This is a genomic window from Psychrobacillus sp. (assembly GCF_032154225.1).
GTDB lineage: Bacteria > Bacillota > Bacilli > Bacillales_A > Planococcaceae > Psychrobacillus.
In genome coordinates this window covers 30,858-49,269 of record NZ_JALDYF010000013.1, presented here as the reverse complement: position 1 = coordinate 49,269, position 18,412 = coordinate 30,858, and the positions used below count along the sequence as shown (strand labels likewise).

At 37.1% G+C, this 18,412-nt stretch carries 10 protein-coding genes; all 10 read left to right on the top strand.

Features of this window, described 5'->3' with window-relative positions:
- The first annotated feature begins 109 nt into the window (after positions 1-109).
- The 10 genes from RUH95_RS15305 to RUH95_RS15260 all read left to right on the top strand — a co-directional run bounded on the left by RUH95_RS15305 (position 110) and on the right by RUH95_RS15260 (position 18,383).
- The gene (locus RUH95_RS15305; protein WP_313893807.1) at positions 110-973 is read left to right on the top strand and encodes a DegT/DnrJ/EryC1/StrS family aminotransferase; all 864 of its coding nucleotides are present in this window, start codon (positions 110-112) and stop codon (positions 971-973) included.
- Between the two features lie 383 nt (positions 974-1,356).
- The gene (locus RUH95_RS15300; protein ID WP_313893762.1) at positions 1,357-3,612 is read left to right on the top strand and encodes a hypothetical protein; all 2,256 of its coding nucleotides are present in this window, start codon (positions 1,357-1,359) and stop codon (positions 3,610-3,612) included.
- Positions 3,613-3,635: 23 nt separating this feature from the next.
- A complete protein-coding gene (locus tag RUH95_RS15295) occupies positions 3,636-3,773 on the top strand; it encodes a hypothetical protein (protein ID WP_313893761.1) in 138 nt (45 codons plus the stop codon).
- 97 nt (positions 3,774-3,870) lie between these two features.
- Entirely contained in the window at positions 3,871-4,233 is a 363-nt protein-coding gene (locus RUH95_RS15290; protein ID WP_313893760.1) for a GNAT family N-acetyltransferase, read from the top strand.
- Positions 4,234-4,571: 338 nt separating this feature from the next.
- Positions 4,572-7,253: a 5'-nucleotidase C-terminal domain-containing protein gene (locus RUH95_RS15285; RefSeq protein WP_313893759.1), complete on the top strand. Its 2,682-nt coding sequence runs from the start codon at positions 4,572-4,574 to the stop codon at positions 7,251-7,253.
- A gap of 26 nt (positions 7,254-7,279) precedes the next feature.
- Positions 7,280-12,253: a DUF6359 domain-containing protein gene (locus tag RUH95_RS15280; RefSeq protein ID WP_313893758.1), complete on the top strand. Its 4,974-nt coding sequence runs from the start codon at positions 7,280-7,282 to the stop codon at positions 12,251-12,253.
- Between the two features lie 243 nt (positions 12,254-12,496).
- Positions 12,497-14,179, top strand: coding sequence for a polysaccharide deacetylase family protein (locus RUH95_RS15275; protein WP_313893757.1), 1,683 nt, complete (start codon positions 12,497-12,499; stop codon positions 14,177-14,179).
- A gap of 15 nt (positions 14,180-14,194) precedes the next feature.
- Positions 14,195-15,430: a DegT/DnrJ/EryC1/StrS family aminotransferase gene (locus RUH95_RS15270; RefSeq protein WP_313893756.1), complete on the top strand. Its 1,236-nt coding sequence runs from the start codon at positions 14,195-14,197 to the stop codon at positions 15,428-15,430.
- 23 nt (positions 15,431-15,453) lie between these two features.
- Positions 15,454-17,289: a ligand-binding sensor domain-containing protein gene (locus tag RUH95_RS15265; protein WP_313893755.1), complete on the top strand. Its 1,836-nt coding sequence runs from the start codon at positions 15,454-15,456 to the stop codon at positions 17,287-17,289.
- A gap of 32 nt (positions 17,290-17,321) precedes the next feature.
- Positions 17,322-18,383 (top strand): alpha/beta hydrolase family protein, encoded by a 1,062-nt coding sequence (locus tag RUH95_RS15260; RefSeq protein WP_313893754.1) that lies wholly within the window; start codon positions 17,322-17,324, stop codon positions 18,381-18,383.
- Positions 18,384-18,412: the final 29 nt, after the last annotated feature.

Here is an 18,412-nt window from a genome sequence, read left to right as displayed (position 1 = left end):
TGAACAAAATCTTTTAGCCCATCTTGATGCGCAGAATCTTGCACTTTTTTCACATGGTCATATCGCTCTAGAGGCTGCAATTCAAACATTGGAGTTAACTTGAGAAGTCATTACTACTCCTTTTTCATTTATTTCAACAACATTAGCTATTGTTCGAAGGGTCTTAACGCCCATTTTTTGTGATATTAATATGGATGACTATACGATCGATGTAACAAAAATAGAGGCGTTAATTACAGAAAAGACTACAGCAATTATTCCTGTTCATGTATTTGGAAATGTATGTAATATTGAAGCTATTGAACAATTAGCCAAAAAATATAATTTGAAGGTTATTTACGATGCTGCACATGCTTTTGGAGTAAAATATAAAAATAAATCTATTGCAAACTATGGAGATATATCTATGTATAGTTTCCATGCTACAAAAGTATTTCACACGTTAGAAGGTGGCTGCCTAACTTTCAATAATCCTATATACAAAGAAAAATTAGAGTCATATAAAAACTTTGGGCTCTCGGAAGATTATTCGATAAAATACATTGGCACTAATTCCAAAATGAATGAATTTCAAGCTGCAATGGGTATTTGCAACTTAAGATACATTGATGAAGAAATAATAAAACGTTCAAAAGTCATAAATAAATATTACGAAAAATTACAGCTTATTAGTGGTATAAAATTATTACCAGACATAGTTGATACCCCAAAAAATTTCAGCCATTTTCCGGTCATTTTTGATGGCTTCAAAAAATCGAGAGATCAAATATATGATGAATTAATGGAATCTAATATTCACACGAAAAAATACTTTTATCCATTGACGTCAGAGGCAGATTACTTTAATCAAGAATATGATATAAATAAAACGCCTATCGCTAAATTTATTTCAGAAAGAGTCTTAATATTACCTTTGTACGGGGATTTAGAATTAGATATTGTTGAAAAAATTTGCAACATCATCTTAAGCTAGTATTTTCGCTAACTACTTAGGTACAACAATTTGTTTTCTCATAAGGGGATAGAAATGATCTACGAGGATTATAATGTATGAATCAATAATGAACTCCTTGCTAAAGAAAGGGGGTGTTCCAAAAGTCATTTTCATGACTTTTGAGACACCCTCTTATTTTATTATTCATGAAACCTTCTCCACCATTACACGTACTAATAAACATCCAGTAAAAATCGGTATTACAACCAAAAAATACCCAAGATAAAAAGGGATACAGGCACAACTTGTAGAATAACTATATAGGTAGTGCAATTTAGAAAATAACTGAAAATTGTCCATGTTTTTATACTATAATAAAGATAGAGCTAAATAACAAATGGAAATGAAGGAGAGATTTTATAATGAATAACAAAACGGCGAAAATTATTGTATCTTCAGTGGTGGCTGCATCAGCATTTGTTTCAGTTGGTGCAACTGGGCAGGTGGATGCTGCGACAAATATTGATAAATTAGTAACGGAAGCACAAAAGGCTGGGACTGTTTTAAAATGGGCTATCTCTATTGAAGGGACTGCGGATGGAGTGACTCAACCATGGGCTCAGTTTAATGCAGCAAAAGATGCGATTGCTAAAGTGGATGCTGCTTTGAAAGGCGTAAGTTATTCAGATAAGCTGAAATACGATGCTTTATTAATTGAACCGAGAACACAGCTTCAACGTGCGCAAGGTTATTTGGATGCAATTACAGCTAGCACGAAGATTAAAGAGAGAACAAAGGCACTTTCAGAAGCTGTACCTACAAATAATTTAGATCAAGTGGAAGCTCAATATCATGCAATGACTGCTGAATTCCGCAAGCAAACGATTTTATTGGATCGTGTATATGGTCAATCGACTCGTGATCGAATCCGTAATGTTGTAAAAGGTCCAGCAGAGGATTTGATTAAGTATCTAAAAAATGATGTGACTGTGCATATGTTTACAAAAGCTGCAGCAGTGGATCTTAATAGTGGTAGAAATTCAGAAGCAACAAAAAATATTAATCAAGCACAGGCTCTTATCAACACGAATACATTAATTTGGGGAAGCTTGTTGAAAAAAAATCTGGATGCAGTTAGTTCAGCACAGCCAGTACAAATGACTTCCGTTTCTCGCGTGGATAGCACAACTGTGACTGTGAAGCTAAATCGAGCTGTTTCGAGTGTTCCAGTTAACGACTTTGTATTCGATAACGCTTTGTCCGTATCGAGAGCAGTATTAAGTACGGATGGAACAACTGTAACATTAACAACTTCTGTTCAAACTCCAGGGGTTAAATATACTCTCAAGTACAAAGGTCACTCTGCAAGCTTTACAGCTCCAGGAAGCATTGCATCTATTAATGTTGACAATCAAACGGTTCAACAAAGAGAAACGACGGAAGTCATTTCTATGATTGCTAATTTCGGGGCATATTATAACCAAGCATCTAGAGCTACAGTTCGTGTCGATATTCCGGCTGGTATTAAAGTAGTATCGATCAATGGAGTGGAAAATAATATTTCTGGTGCAAGAAGCATCAGCGTAACTCCTGAACAAAATGGAAATGTAATAATTGCTTTCACTGCTAAAGATGTAAATGTCCCAGTAGTGGATACTATTATGACTTTCAATAGAATGGAAGGAGGTACAGTAGTAGAAACGAAATCATCTGCTAAAATGAACTTCTATGCACCTGCTAGAGCAGGAAGCTTTTCTAATAAGAAAATTCATTATGTAGATGTGTATAATAATTATTTTATTACTACGGATGGTATGAAATACAAAGTGAGAACTTCAGGGGATATTTATCGAAATGAAGGAATTTCAGTAGGATTTGATTCGTTTAGAGCATCGTTAGACGTGGGTGATACAGTTGCTGGAACATATCAACCATCTGCTGTTTCCACATTTGAAATCACAACGAATTTCTACTTTGTTGATTTATATATTGATTCAAAGTTTGCGCATAAATCAGGAACTGCTGGATATCGCGTGGATGCAAGCAGAATTGAGTTAAAAGGTATTGCGCAACCAAACTATGACATTGTCATTTATAAAAATGGTGGATATGTTAGCAAGGTGAGAGCAAATTCATCTGGAGCATGGAACTATTCGCCAAACTTAGATCAAAATGCAATCAGTGATTATGCATTTATTCAACAAGAAGCAGGTAAAGCTGTTGCACCAAACCCAGGCTGGGCAGCAAAAACATTAAGAGTTATAGAAGGACCAATGGATCTGTTATCCGTTAGCGCTGGAACAACTCCAGACAACAATTTAACGAATGAAGCACTGATTTTTACAGTTGCTCCTTTAAAGAACAAAAGTGGAGTAGGCCTTGTCCAAGATCAAGTAGTCGCTTTGGCAAATGCATCCATCATAGTGCAAGATAACGACGGAACAAAAATTAGATTCACAAACAACCAAGACGGCACTAAGTTTACGCCAGTAAACAATGGCTTCCAAGTGAATTTCGGAACAATCGATCCAGGTAAAGGTAACGCAGTCATTATGCATCCTGGAACAGACAACGGCGTACTAACAGGACCATTAAAAGTCATCTCTATCGAGGGCATCCAAAATGCATACGAAATAGGTATGCAAGTAGCACAAGGATTCCAGATTACGGGGTATTAATAGGGTAGAATGAGTAAAAGCCGTTGTTTGAGTGCTTGGCACCCAAACAACGGCTTTTTTTTACGTATGAGCAGGTACCGAAGCTATCAAACTTTCTAGAAGTAGTAAGTGAACAGCTGACAGCTCACGGATATGATATTAAAAACGAAAATGCAGCATAAGTTAGCGTTATTATTTCGAAAATAGGAGCCGTTGAAAAAAATGACATTATAAGGGTGCAGTTAAATTAAATAATATATTTTGAAAGTGGTGTAGAAATTGAAATTTTTAGAGTGTACCGATGAGAAATCGAACGATTTAAAAGAAACATATAATCTAACATTAGCTTGGGAAATGGTTGTAGAACCTTGTATGGTAGAAATAGACGATGAAATTGTCGCTTTAATCGATATGTCCCAAGGGGGAATGTTTGGGGAAAATAGTATAGAGATATATAAATTCGAGGTTTTCGAAAAAGGAAAGGGAATCGGTAGTAAAATTATTACTGAAGTACTTAAGAAATCAAAAGGTAAAGAAGTTTATTTATATGCCGAAGACAGAAAAAGCAAGAGTTTTTGGGAAAAACATGGATTCGAAGCAATTGATGATGGAAGTGGAACAAAAGTAATGCAGTTTTCATAAACGCCCAAATACCTTCGTTTTGGAACATATTGCGTCTCAGTATGCATAAATAAAGATATGCACTTTTTCCTCATTCATCCAAGATACACTCATTTGAATACAGCCTCGTAAAAAGGAGATAGCGATTGTGGTTCTGGAACTTGAATTGAATAGTACTAATGAGAAAATTTAAGCAGCTTATAAGTGAATTTTTCACTTGAAAGTTGCTTTTTTTGTCAATTAAATCTGTTGTTTGGGTGCCAGGCACCAAAACAACTCCCTCCAAGTTTATTGAATTCATAAAAACAAAAGTTACTCAATAGAATGAACAAGCTGCGAAATTAAATTGGAGGGAAAATATGAAAAAGAACACGATGAAAAAGTCTGTTATTGCAACAGTCCTTGCAACATCTTTATTTACTTCTACAAGTGTTGGCTTTGCGAGTAACTCATTACAAGATTTGGTCGATCAGGCGAGAAAAGACATGAAAGAGGCTGCTTATGCTTATGTAGTACCATCACAAAATGGACGAGTAGCTACGAGTTTGGAATTATATCCGGCATTGAATCTTGCAAAAGCTAATTATCAAAAAGCAAAGAAAGCAATTGAGAAATCGAATGCCCCGAATAAAGATGCTTTGTTAAGAGATCTAAATGATTTGTATTATGAACGAATTACAAAAGGAATTATTCCGTATATCGATGCTTACAATTATGCGGACAAGTATTTGACCCCTATAATGGCTGATCTCAAAAAGGCTGAGTCAGAAAGAGATTGGGACAAGGTGGAAAACTTGTATCATAAGCTGTCTGTTCAATTAAAAACTCGCACGGATATTTTGTACCGTTTTACTGGGAAAGCTGCAAGGGATTTATTGCTAGAGCAATATAAAGATCCGGCAAATCTAAAACGGGATCAGCTAATGGTACCTGTAACTTTGTACATGAAAGTGAAAGAAGCAGATAGGTTATTAAATGCTGGAAGACAAGCTGAAGCTATAAGGGTTTTAGAAACGATTAAACCATTGCTTTATAGATTGCCATCTACAGCTAGTCTGCCAATGATGAAAGAGCTACTTGAAAAGCTGGAAGCGGTAAGCATAAAGGCTGGAGTTATTATAGTAACCCCACCAACTACGCCATCTTCTGGTGGTGGCGGTGGTGGCGGAAACTCTGGTTCCAAAAACTTCAACCTGTCTATCATGCACGTAAATGATATACATGCTAATACGGACAAGGCACCAAAGCTTGTTACAGCAGTAAAAGAAGTACGCAAAGTTAAACCAAATGCATTGTTATTAAATGCAGGGGATACTTTCTCTGGTACTTTATATTTTAATGAATTCCTCGGTCAAGCAGACTTAGCGTTTATGAACTTAATGAAAGTAGATGCTATGACATTTGGTAACCATGAATTTGACCTAGGCTCATCTGCTGAAGGGCATCAAGCATTAGTTGATTTCATAGAAGCGGCAAAATTTCCGTTTGTATCGGCAAACGTAGACTTCTCACAAGATGAAAAATTTAAAGGGCTATTTAATACGAAGATTCCTTCAAAAGCGAGCAATGGAAATATTTATTCGGGCATTGTAAAAGTAGTAAACGGAGAAAAAGTAGGTATCTTTGGACTTACAACTGCTGAAACGAAAGATATTTCAAGTCCAGGAAAAATTACATTCTCTAACTATATTGAAGATGCAAAAAGAATGGTTGCAGAATTTGAAGCAATGGGAATTAATAAAATCGTTGCACTTACACATATTGGTTTTGATGATAATGCCGCTATGGACAATGACCAAGAGCTAGCTGCAAAAGTTGCTGGAATTGATGTAATTGTTGGTGGACATAGCCATACTCAATTACCCGCACCTGTAGTTGTAGTAAAAGATGACAAGGGAAAAGCGAAAGATAAAACAATTATCGTACAAGCTTATCAGTATGCAGATTACCTAGGTACTTTAGATGTTGAATTCGATAAAAAGGGTGTCGTAGTAGGGCATAGCGGGAAGTTAATTAAGACTGCGGATAAAGCAGAAGATGTTGAGGCAGCTGCTCTTTTGAAACCTTATAAGGATCAAATCAAAGCCGTTAATGAAGAATTTATTGGAGTAACACTTGAAAAAGAGCTTTTAAGTCCAAGAACAACTGATAAAGACTTTGTGCCAGGCACAAGTGTAAGAGCTAGTGAAACAATTCTAGGGAACCTAATAACGGATGGGATGCTTGCTAAAGCGAAAAAGTATGTAAAAGATAAAAATATAATTATGGCATTTCAAAATGGTGGGGGTATTCGTGCGAGTATTAATGCGGGGCCAATTACGGTAGGTGAAGTAATTACGGTCCTTCCATTTGGTAACACACTAGCAACAATGGATCTTACAGGTGCAGAAATAAAGGAGACATTTGAAATTAGCTTGAAAGATTATCCGAAAGAAAGTGGCGGTTTCTTACATGTATCAGGTGCGAAAGTAGAATTTGATTCCTCTAAACCTACAGGAAAACGTGTAGTTTCCATTGCATATAAAAATGCAGATAATACGTACACTGAAATCCAAAATTCTGAAACGTACACAATAGCAACAAACGCATTCACCGCTAAAGGTGGAGACGGCTATGATGTTCTTAAAAAAGCATATGAAAAAGGTCGTGCAACCGATCTTGGACTTTCAGATTGGGAAAATTTAAGGGAACATTTAGTATCTGTAAAAGATTCTATTCCAACTAAAATTGAAGGGCGTATTGTAGATGTTAAAGGTGATGGTTCTGGTACAGAACTACCTGGTGGCAATATCGAAGCAAAAGATTTCTCAGGTACACCAGATGCACTAAAGGTATATAAAGGCGACGTAACAGTATCGATTACGGACGTATCTTTACTTGAAAATGCTGTAGTCAAAGGAAACTTAACTATTATAGGTACCCCAACTGGAAGCATCTCATTTAAGAATATTACTGTAGAAGGTGACTTTGATATTTCATCATTGGAAGGAAAAGCCTTCGATCTTAATGACTTAACTGTGGCTGGGGATACAAAATTATAAAAATAGAAAAGGATAGGAGCTAAATAATGAAAATTAGTAAGAAGAAAACCATTAATATTGGTTTAATATTTCTTTTGATTATCAGTTTAATTTCTCCGGTGAATATTCAAACAGCCAGTGCAGCGGATCTATTAACCGTAGATGAGGCAATTGCACAATTTGATGTAGCTGGAAAGAAAAACGTATCGGTTGAAGGGTACATTGTAGGGCATGTAAAAAGTGAAACATCAGTAGTTGGCGTTGCTGATAATGATGATAACTTTGCTATTGCTAGTTCTCCAAGTGAAACGGATTTATCCAAAATAGTATACGTTCAGTTAACTACAACTTACAAACCTAAATATGGACTTAAAACGAATCCCGGAAATATTGGGAAAAAAGTAAGCATTTCTGGTTCTCTTGAAAAATACTTTGGTAATCATGCAGGTTTAAAATCACCAACCGCAATTTCTTTTGTCGATGGTGGTGGAGAGCCTCCAGTAGATATTAAAGTTGAGATTGTAACTGCTTCTATATCGTCTTCAGATGTTCCAAAAGGTACTGAAATCACATTATCAACAAAAACTGATGGAGCTACCATCCATTATACTACAGATAATTCTGATCCAACTGTTGCTAGTACTAAATACCAAACTGCGATTTCTATTGATAAAGATATAACGATTAAAGCAATAGCAGTTAAAGAAGGAGCGGTGCCTAGCGAAATTGCAGTATTTGCTTACAAAGTGTTAACTGAGTCCAATGCAATGACCATAGCTGAAGCCATTGCGAATAATACGGGAACAGCGACGGTGGAAGGATTCATCGTAGGTACTGCAAGTTCTGGAACTTCTTACGATCAAGTAGCTCCTTTTACAGTAAATACAAATATTGGCCTTGCTGATTCTCCAGATGAGACAGATGCATCAAAAATTTTACCAGTTCAATTGCCAGGTAATTCTGCCATTCGAACAGCATTAAATTTGGTGGATAACCCTACTCTTTTCAAAGCGAAAGTAACAATTACTGGATCGCTAGAAAAATATTTTTTAGTTCCAGGTTTAAAGAACCCTACTGCATTTACAATTTTAACAGAGGGGGAACCTGAAACCCCAAACCCAGAAGTAGAAGTAATGGATAATGTAGCTGCTGCCCGTACAATAACGGATAAGACAAAACTTATAAAAGTAACAGGAACCGTTACAACAGGGACTGGATTCTGGGGGCAAAAAGGATTCTACATTCAAGATAATACTGCGGGGCTATATGCATTTTCATCTGCAGCTGCTGTAGCTCCAGGAGATAATGTTGAACTAGTAGGGAAAGTAAGCCTCTTTGGTAGCGAGCTTCAAATACAACCAACTGAAATTACAGTTAAATCTTCTGGAAACCCATTGCCTGCTGAAAAAGTAATTACGCCTGCTGGGGTAAACGACAGTATTCAAAGCGAACGTGTACTAATAAACAAAGTAACAATTACGAATTTAGATGAAAAAGACACGTATGGTACATTTGAGTTTACTGCAACTCACGAAAATGGTGAGTCAGTTATCGTCCGAAATGATAATCGAACAGGACTTGATTACGCTACATTTATCCAAAGCTATAAAGAGGGGGATATTGTAAACGTTTCTGGTATTGCATCTAAATTCGGGACAGTATTCCAATTAAAAACACTAGGCTTAGGAAGCTTCGATCTAGTGAATAAACCTGCTGTTTACACGGATATTAATCCAGGAGCAGTATCTTTGGGAACAGCCGTTCAATTACTGACACAAATCGAAGGAGCTACAATTCATTACACATTAGATGGTAGTACACCAACGAAGTCGAGTGAGGTATATAGTAATCCAATTGTCTTATCAAAAGATGTAACAATTAAAGCAATCGCAGTAAATGGCGAAATGATTTCCAATGTAATATCATTCACGTACACCGTTATGAAAACAGATGAGTTACGTATTCGTGATATTCAAGGTAAAGGACATTTCTCGGCTTATGAAAATAAGATTGTAAAAAATATTACAGGTGTAGTTACACATATATACAATACAGCAAACTTTGTCATTCAAGATGTTAATCAAGATGATGACATCACAACTTCAGAAGCAATTATTGTTAATAAAGCTTCAAACGGTGTGGCAATTGGTGACGTTGTAACAGTTGAAGGAACAGTCGAAGAATGGAATTACGAAGGATTTTCGGACATGAAAACAGCGGATTTACCGGTTACACGTATTCGTGCAACAACAACTACTAAGTCTGGTACAGCTTCACTCCCAGCGCCGTTAACTATCGGAGTGGACATTCACCCACCAACTTCAATTATTGATAACGATGGATTATCGTCATTCGACCCAGAAGAAGATGGAATTGACTTTTGGGAATCGATTGAATTAATGCGCATTGCGGTTCCAAATGCAAGAGTGGTTGGCCCACAAAAAGATGGAGAAATTGTTGTTGTAGCAGAAGGGGTTACAAACAATGTATTTAACGCTTTAGGTGGAATAAACATTGCAGCTGATGATTATAACCCAGAGCGTATCATTGTAGACATTGCAAATAGATCATACGATGCTAAATCAGGTGACTACTTTACAGGAAGCATAGTTGGAGTAGTTGGATATGGACATGGTAACTACAATTTATGGACAAAAGAAACTAGTCTTCCAACTATTACGCGTGTGAAAAAATCGGAAATCGATTCGAGTATTGAAAAAGTAGACGATAAACTGACGGTTGCAACATACAATATCGAAAACTTTTCGGCGAATAAAACAGAAACGACAGATGAAAAAGTAGAAAAAATTGCGAAATCATTTGTGAAAAATATGAAGTCTCCTGACATCATTACACTAGTAGAAGTTCAGGATAATGACGGTTCAACAGCTTCTAATAATTCAGATGCAACAAAGAGCTATGAGCGCTTAATAGCGGCAATCGTTGCAGCGGGTGGCCCAACGTATAAATGGACGGATATTGCTCCTGAATACGATCAAGATGGTGGGCAACCAGGTGGTAATATTCGAGTGGGCTATTTATATAACCCACAACGTGTGACATTAAGTGAAGGGACAAAAGGAAACTCGACAAAAGCAGTTCAATGGGTTAATGGAGAGCTATCTCTAAATCCAGGTCGTATTCTTGACATTCCACAACCAAATACTCGTAAGCCGATTGCAGCTCAATTTGACTTCAAAGGTGAAAAAGTAGTTGTTATAGGCACTCATCTAAACTCTAAAAGTGGAGATCAACCATTATTCGGGAAAAAGCAACCTCCATTCTTAGGGTCTGAAGCAGAACGCATTGGTCTTGCAAACATGATCAATGAGTTTATTAAAAAAGGCCAGGCGCAAGATCCAGATTTAAATGTAATCGTAGCAGGTGATATGAATGATTTCGAATTTACTTCAACACTTGCGGCACTTAAAGCTGGCATCCTTACGAATATGGTTGAAAAAGTACCTGTTGGGGAACGTTTTTCTTATTACTACCAAGGAAACAATCAAGTATTAGACCATATATTAGTGACAAACAACTTAGCATCAAAAACAATCGTAGACATGATTCACATCAATGCAAACTACATGGAAATTCATGGACGTGCAAGTGATCACGATCCAGTACTAATTCAAATTGATTTACTTGCTGATGATGTAGTTGAACCGATTAAGGCTGAAAAAGCATATGATATTAAAAAACTTTCAACGAAGAAATTGACGATTAGTAAACCAAGCGTATCTGTATCACTTGATGATCAGTCGGTTATAACAGATGGCGTTCTATTTACAGGAGCTTATGCTGAATTCTATGGAGCGGGCTTTGCGAAGCATTCTGTCACAATCAAACCAGCAAATGCTGGGGCAATTGTTGATTTCAAAGGAATCAATGTACAAAAAGTTATTATTGATGGTACAAATGTGAAGGAAATCCGAGGTGCTGAAGGTATCCAAGCAATTGAATTTATGAATGGAGCAAGTGCTGCAACAATTAAATTCACAAATGTGAAAGGGGAACCCATTGTGGTTCCTTCTTTACCTAATGGAAACCAAGCACCAGTAGTGAAAAAGGCGATTCCTAATGCGACGATTAAAGCGGGGGAGTCCCTTTCGATTTTATTAACAGATCATTTTTCTGATCCTGACAATGAAAAGCTGACTTTCACTTCTACTAAAGGAACGATAACGCAATCCACTTTAAAACTTACCCTTGAAAAGGGAAGTCACATCGTAGGAGTGACAGCTTCAGATGGAGAAAAAAGTGTAACAGCAAGTTTTACAGTCAATGTTACTTCTGTTGAGTTACCAACAGATGATTATTATAAAGATGCGATAGGGAAACAGGGGCAAGCGTTAAAAGCTGCTTTGCACGAGATTATTGATGGGAATAGGGAACTTTCTTACGCTCAAGTATGGGATGCTTTGAAAGAAACAGACCAAGATCCGAAAAATCCGGGTAATGTCATTTTGTTCTATTCTGGAGTTTCCCGTTCTAAAACGCTGAATGGCGGAGACAAAGGCGAGTGGAACCGAGAGCATACTTGGGCTCAATCACACGGAGGTTTCGGCACTAGTAATGGCCCAGGGACAGACATTCACCATTTGCGTCCGACCGATGTACAAGTAAATAGTTCTAGGGGAAATCTTGACTTTGATAATGGAGGAACTCCTGTTAACGGATGCAATGGGTGTAAAAAAGCAACGAGTTCATTTGAACCACCAGATCGTGTAAAAGGCGATGTTGCACGAATTCTATTTTATATGGCCACTCGTTATGAACAAGGAGATCGTGTGGACCTTGAACTAAATGACAAGGTTAACAATGGAAGTACTCCTTACCACGGGAAGCTGTCAGTACTTCTTAAGTGGAATGAAATGGATCCAGTTGACGATTTCGAAAGAAACAGAAACAACGTCATTCAAAAATGGCAAGGCAACCGCAACCCATTTATCGATCATCCAGAATGGGTAAATCTGATTTGGAAGCAAGTAGGCTCAATGGATATGCAACGAGCTTCTTGAGTTGAGTTGTTTGAGTGCCTGGCACCCAAATAAGATAGTGGAAAGGCTTTTAATCAAGAAATTGATTAAAGGCTTTTTTGTATGTAATGATTTATAGTAAGTTTGAAAATCAGTTTTAAAGTATATTGATTTTTCAGAAATCTTAACGTATAATGAATTAAATACATGTTAAATACATGTATTTAATTTAATGATAATAGTTCTTATACGGTACTTTCATATATCTAGAAAGGTGATGAAAATATGAAAATGGCTAAAATAGGTGTAGTTTTTGATAAAGAGGAAGCTGAACTGCAATGGTCGTTAGGGAGAAATATTTTTGAGTTTTTTTTATTTGAAATTCTGGATCATTTTAGACTCCCATATGAAAAAATAGATGTTTTTGATGAATATGATGCATTTGATGTGCTAATTGTTAATTTGTCACGAGATAGTGTAGAGGCAAGTATGAAAATATTAGATTATGTACATTCCGGTGGAACAGTTATTTCTTACGGGGGATTGGAATCTGTCAGAAAAAAACTAGGTTTCTCGAAGATGTTTGATACCCAAAAGGGATATGCAGATTTGTCTACGTTCTTAAATCAAAGTCAGCCTTTGCGTTTTCTTTTTGCTGAACCTTGGAAACAAGATGGTGATCTTGTAGGTGTAAGGGAATTGGGATCTGTAGTTGCTGAGGATAAAACATGGCAAGGTGCATCAGCCCTACAGCAAGTTAAATATGGAGCAGGCACAATCGAACGTTGGTCAATAGCAATACCTCAAACAATCGTAGGTCTTCAGCAAGGAACACTGCCTGTTACGGAAGATGGAATAGCAGCTCCAGACGGCTCTGCAAACCTGGATGAGGGGATATTAAAGGCAGAAGATGGATTTGAATTGGATTGGGTTTTAGATAGAACACTTACAGAAACAGGGATGTCCTATTTTCCATATCCTTATGCGGACTTATGGAAAGAAGTAATAATGGAGCATCTATTAAAGAAGATTCTAGAAAAAGGTCTGACAGTTCCGTTCCTAGATTATTGGCCAGCTAATATAGAGCATGTAGCAATGATCTCCCATGATAGTGATTTAAATGTGGATGAATCAGCGCAAATTACATTAGATACGCTGAAGTCAGAAAATGTCCAATCCACATGGTGTATGATAGCTCCAGGTTACAGTGCTCCGATTTATGAAAAGATAAAAAAGGATGGCCATGAAATTGCATTTCATTATAATGCGCTAGAGCAAGAAGATGGAGTATGGTCTGAAGATGCTTTCCAAACGCAATTAAAGTGGATAGAAAAAGCAACGGCTACAGATAATATTGTTTCAAATAAAAATCACTATACACGCTTTGAAGGTTGGGGAGATTTATTTTCATGGTGTGAAAATAATGGTATACAAGTGGATCAATCAAGAGGACCAAGTAAAAAGGGGAATATTGGTTTTTTATTTGGCACCTGCCATCCATACTTTCCAATCGCATGGTCAGATGAAAAAAATCGCTTATATGACGTATTAGAGATCGGTTTCTTAACACAAGATTTAAATCACAATACGTTAGCAGACTCTAGTGTAATTCATCCATTTTTAGATGGAGTGAAAAGAGTAAACGGAGTCGCGCATTTTCTATTCCATCAATATCATATTTACCATCAGCCGAAAGTTCAAGAGGCAATCATTCAACTAATAACAACTGCAAGGGGTCAGGGATTTACATTTTGGACTAGTAAACAAATAAATGATTGGGAGAGAGCGCGTAGAAAACTATCCATATCAGGTATTAGTCATTTGGGAGATGTTGAAGTAACTGGTGATGTCGAAAGAAATGATTTTATGTTACTTATTCCTTTAGCAGATGAGCAAATAACAGATGAAGTAGGGTTAGTTAAAAGGTTAGGCATTAGTTGTAAGCAAGTCAAGGTGAAAGAGTCCTAATATGGGGGGATTTTAATGGAAGGAAGCATACTAGCCGTAAATGGTGGACCGAAAGTGAAAACTACCTCTTTTGGTACAGGGCAACGTTTTGGACTGGAAGAGGCAAAGGAATTACTAGAGGCTCTTGAACAAAATACATTGTTTTATCATTTTGGGCATAAAGTAAAGCAATTTCTCCAAGATTTTAATAATCTTTATGGAGTAAAATACAGTGTTGCTACGTCCTCGGGAACTGCAGCACTCCATGTTGCACTTGGAGCGGCTGGAGTTACTGTTGGAGATGAAGTTATTACAAGTCCTATTACAGATCAAGGGACGGTAGTTGGGATACTTTATCAAAACGCGATTCCAGTTTTTGCAGATTTAGATCCATATAGTTATACGTTGACTGCTAAATCTATCGAAGAAAAAATAACAGCTAAAACAAAGGCAATCATTGTTGTGCATTTAGCAGGTAATCCTTGCGATATGGACCCTATTATGGAACTTGCAAAAAAGTATAATCTGAAGATTATTGAAGATTGTGCTCAAAGTTATCTAACGACATATAAAGGGCGGCTCACTGGAACGATTGGGGATTACGGTTGTTTTAGTACTAATGATTTCAAACATATTTCCACTGGTGACGGAGGTATCGTAACCGTAAATTCGGGTGACGAGTCAGATTATTTTACCACTCATGCATTTGCAGATAAAAATTATCAAAGACAAGAAACTACTGTAGTGAAGGATTTAGAATACTTAGCGCCGAACTATCGTATGACGGAATTACAAGGTGCTGTTGGCATTGCCCAGTTAAAAAAACTAAACTGGATCTGCACAAGACGGAACGAATTAGGGGAAAAGCTAAACAAAGGACTCAGTACCATACCTGGTATTCACCCAATGAAAATTACGGATGAAGGTTGGTGCAGTTATTGGTTTTACATGCTCACCTTAAACATCGAGGAGTTATCATGCTCAAGGGAGGAGTTTTCAGAAGCTTTGGCAGCAGAAGGAATTCCAAACCAGTCTGGTTATATTCCAAAGGTGTTATATGCCCAGCCTTTATTTCAAAAAAAGCAGGCGTATATAAATAGTCATTATCCATTTGAACTAGGGTCCTATGATTACTCTATAGGTAGTTGTCCAAATGCCGAGGTTATTTTAGAAACGGCAATTCGATTGAATATAAATGAATTTTATACCGATCAAGATATTGAAGATATGATTGCTGCGATAAAAAAAGTTTCTTCTTATTATTGTATATAAATATTTCTGGAAGGAGGGTTACAGTGCGTAAAAATTTGTTTACCGACCATGGTATTCCTGTTTCGGCAGAGGAAGAAAGAACTGCTGCTATATGTATAAATGCAGAAGGGGACTGTAGGTTTGTAATTGCTGCAAAAGGATTCGTCATTATAGTAAATCTAGATAATAGTATGACAAAACAAGTGTTATTTCCTGAGAATAACATAGAATACCCTTATTCTTCATTTAGTAGTAATGGATTGTTCTATACTGGTGCAGGAAATATGTTTATGGTATTGGACCCTTTTTTAGAGCGCTTTATTAATTATACAGTTATTGAAAACGGGGAGGAAATTCTAGGCTTTAGTTTTGCAGAGGATAAACGAGGGGATATTTATTTCACCTCGTATCCCCACTGCCATTTACTCCGCTATTCTCCACATACAAAAGAGCTACTGGATTATTGCTCAATGGATCATTCGGAAAAGTATCCGGGGAGTCTAGCGATTGATCAAACTGGTTGGGCATATATAGGTATTGGAACTGAAAATAAAAATATAGTTGCCTTTCATATGGAAAAAAGGTTAAAGAAAAATCTCATACCTGAATCTCAAAGGGTGAAAGGTACTGGCTTTGTATATTTAGGGGAAGATGGATCTGTATATGGAAATATGGAAGCTGAGAATCCGACCAATTCAGCAACCTGGAGAAAATTTTCAAATGGAGATTTTGAAAATATCGAAGAAGGAGAACGATCAGCCTCTCTTTACTTTGGAACGGGATTTCAAAAGATCCATAGAAGTCAAAACTCTAATTACAACGTAGAGAGCTATAGCCTATCTGAAGGATTTATTCGCCTTATGCACAAGGAAACCCGTCAGACAAAAAGCATAAATTTCAGTTATACCTCTGATGGAGCAAAGTTATCAACTATTTGTCTTGGACCAGATGAGCATTTATACGGTACATCCATGCACCCCCTACAATTTTTTCAATTTGATTTCACTACAAATAAAATAACTAATTTTGGTGGAGAAGTTATTGAAAAAGGAGGGGGAGGCAATATTGCAGCTTATGCGACCAGTGGGGATTTACTAATTGGTGCGGCTTATGCAGGTGGAAAGCTATATGTATTGGATACTACAAAGAAACTCGTGAAGAGCGAAAACCCAAAGTTAATATTGCAGGAGGAGAGTATTCATCGACCACGCTGTGCTATTACTCTAAGTGATAAGGAACATTTTGTTTGGGGAGGATTCCCGGGATATGGGATGGTTGGAGGATCATTAGGGATTTATCATGCAAAAACAGAAAAAAACAAACTGCTGACACATGAAAAGGTAGTGATCAATCAAAGTACGGTTAGTCTTTCTCAATTGAATTCTGGTGAGATCCTAGGTGGAACAAGTGTTGAGACACCGGGTGGAGCAGAGTCACGAGAAAAAGAAGGATGTCTATATGTATTAGACAAAGAAACTCATACTGTGAAAAATAGCTTTGTTCCTATAGAAGGTGCTCGTGAGATTTCTCAACTATTTGTTGATCAATTCGACCGTGCACATTGTCTGACCAACCAGAGTATTTACTTTGTATGTAATCCAAATACGGAACAGATACTTTTCCGAAAGGACTTATCCAGTTTTGGTCAAATAGTTCGAAATAGTTTTGCATTTGATATGTCCAGTAATACGCTCTTTTGTCTCTTGAGTAATACACTGCTCAGTATAGAGATAAGTGAAGAAAAGTATGCAGAGCCGAAAGTAGTTCGTTCACTACCTATGAAAGCTAGTAGTGGAATTGTTCATAAAAATAATCGGATTTATTATGGTAGTGGGAGTCATTTATGCAGTATTGACACTGGGAAAGTGGAAAGTGATTAAGTATTAAGTATTGACTGGAAGGGATGAAGACCGTGTATACATTAAAAATGCTGGAGCAAGAAGGTGCTCCACCTTTGTTAAAGAGTGTGAGCGAGTTGAATGATTGGAACCTAAAGAAATCAGAGATACTCGATAATTGGCTAGAATGTATTGGTGGTCTTCCTCCTTTAGTTGAAACGAGTTTTAAGATTAAGTCTTGGAAGGTCCATATTGACCATTACCTCATCAACATTTTCTATGCAACCGTTTATATGGATTCGGTATCTGCTAATCTCTTAGTTCCAAAATCTGATGAAGATGATGAATTAATAACAGAGAGTGATGTACTTAATTTAATATATTCAAACAAGAAAAAGGGTTTTCCAGCGGTAATCGGCATGCATCCAACTAGTGATAATGGAAAAGGTGACATAAGCTCTGCTGCAGGTAGGGAAAATAGACAATACGGACTTGAGCTTGTAAAAAGAGGATATGTTGTTTTAGCTCCTGACACAATAACTGCAGGAGATAGAGTATTGGATAATGACAAGCCTTTTCAAACTGCTTCTTTTTATAAAAGCCACCCCGAATGGTCTGCGGTTGCCAAAATGATTGTTGATCATAAGCAAGGGATTAGTTTATTAGAAAAGCTTAATATAGTAAATAGCTCGAAGATTGGTGCTATAGGCCATTCCTTAGGGGGATATAATAGCTTCTTTCTAGCTGGCGTTGACAATAGGGTTAAGGCAGTAGTTTGTAGTTGTGGATTCTCACCTTTTGCACAAGATCCAGAGGAGCATCGTTGGGGAAAGCGGGAGTGGTTTAGTCATATACCTAGTATTAGTGACTACATCAATGAAGGGAATGTACCGTTCGAGTTTACAGAAATCGCTGCTCTTGTGGCACCAACGCCATTTTTTATATGGATGGGTCAAAATGACAAAATATTTCCACACTGGAAGCCAGCAGCAAACGGATTAGCTGAACTTAATTCTTTATACGAATGGATGGGGGAAGGGGAAAAGTTTAAGTCCTTAATAGGAAATTCCGGACATGATTTCCCTACGGAAATTCGTCAATTCGCCTATGCCTTTTTAGATAAATGGTTAAGTTAGTATGGTCTTCTGAAGTGTCTTTTGCAAAA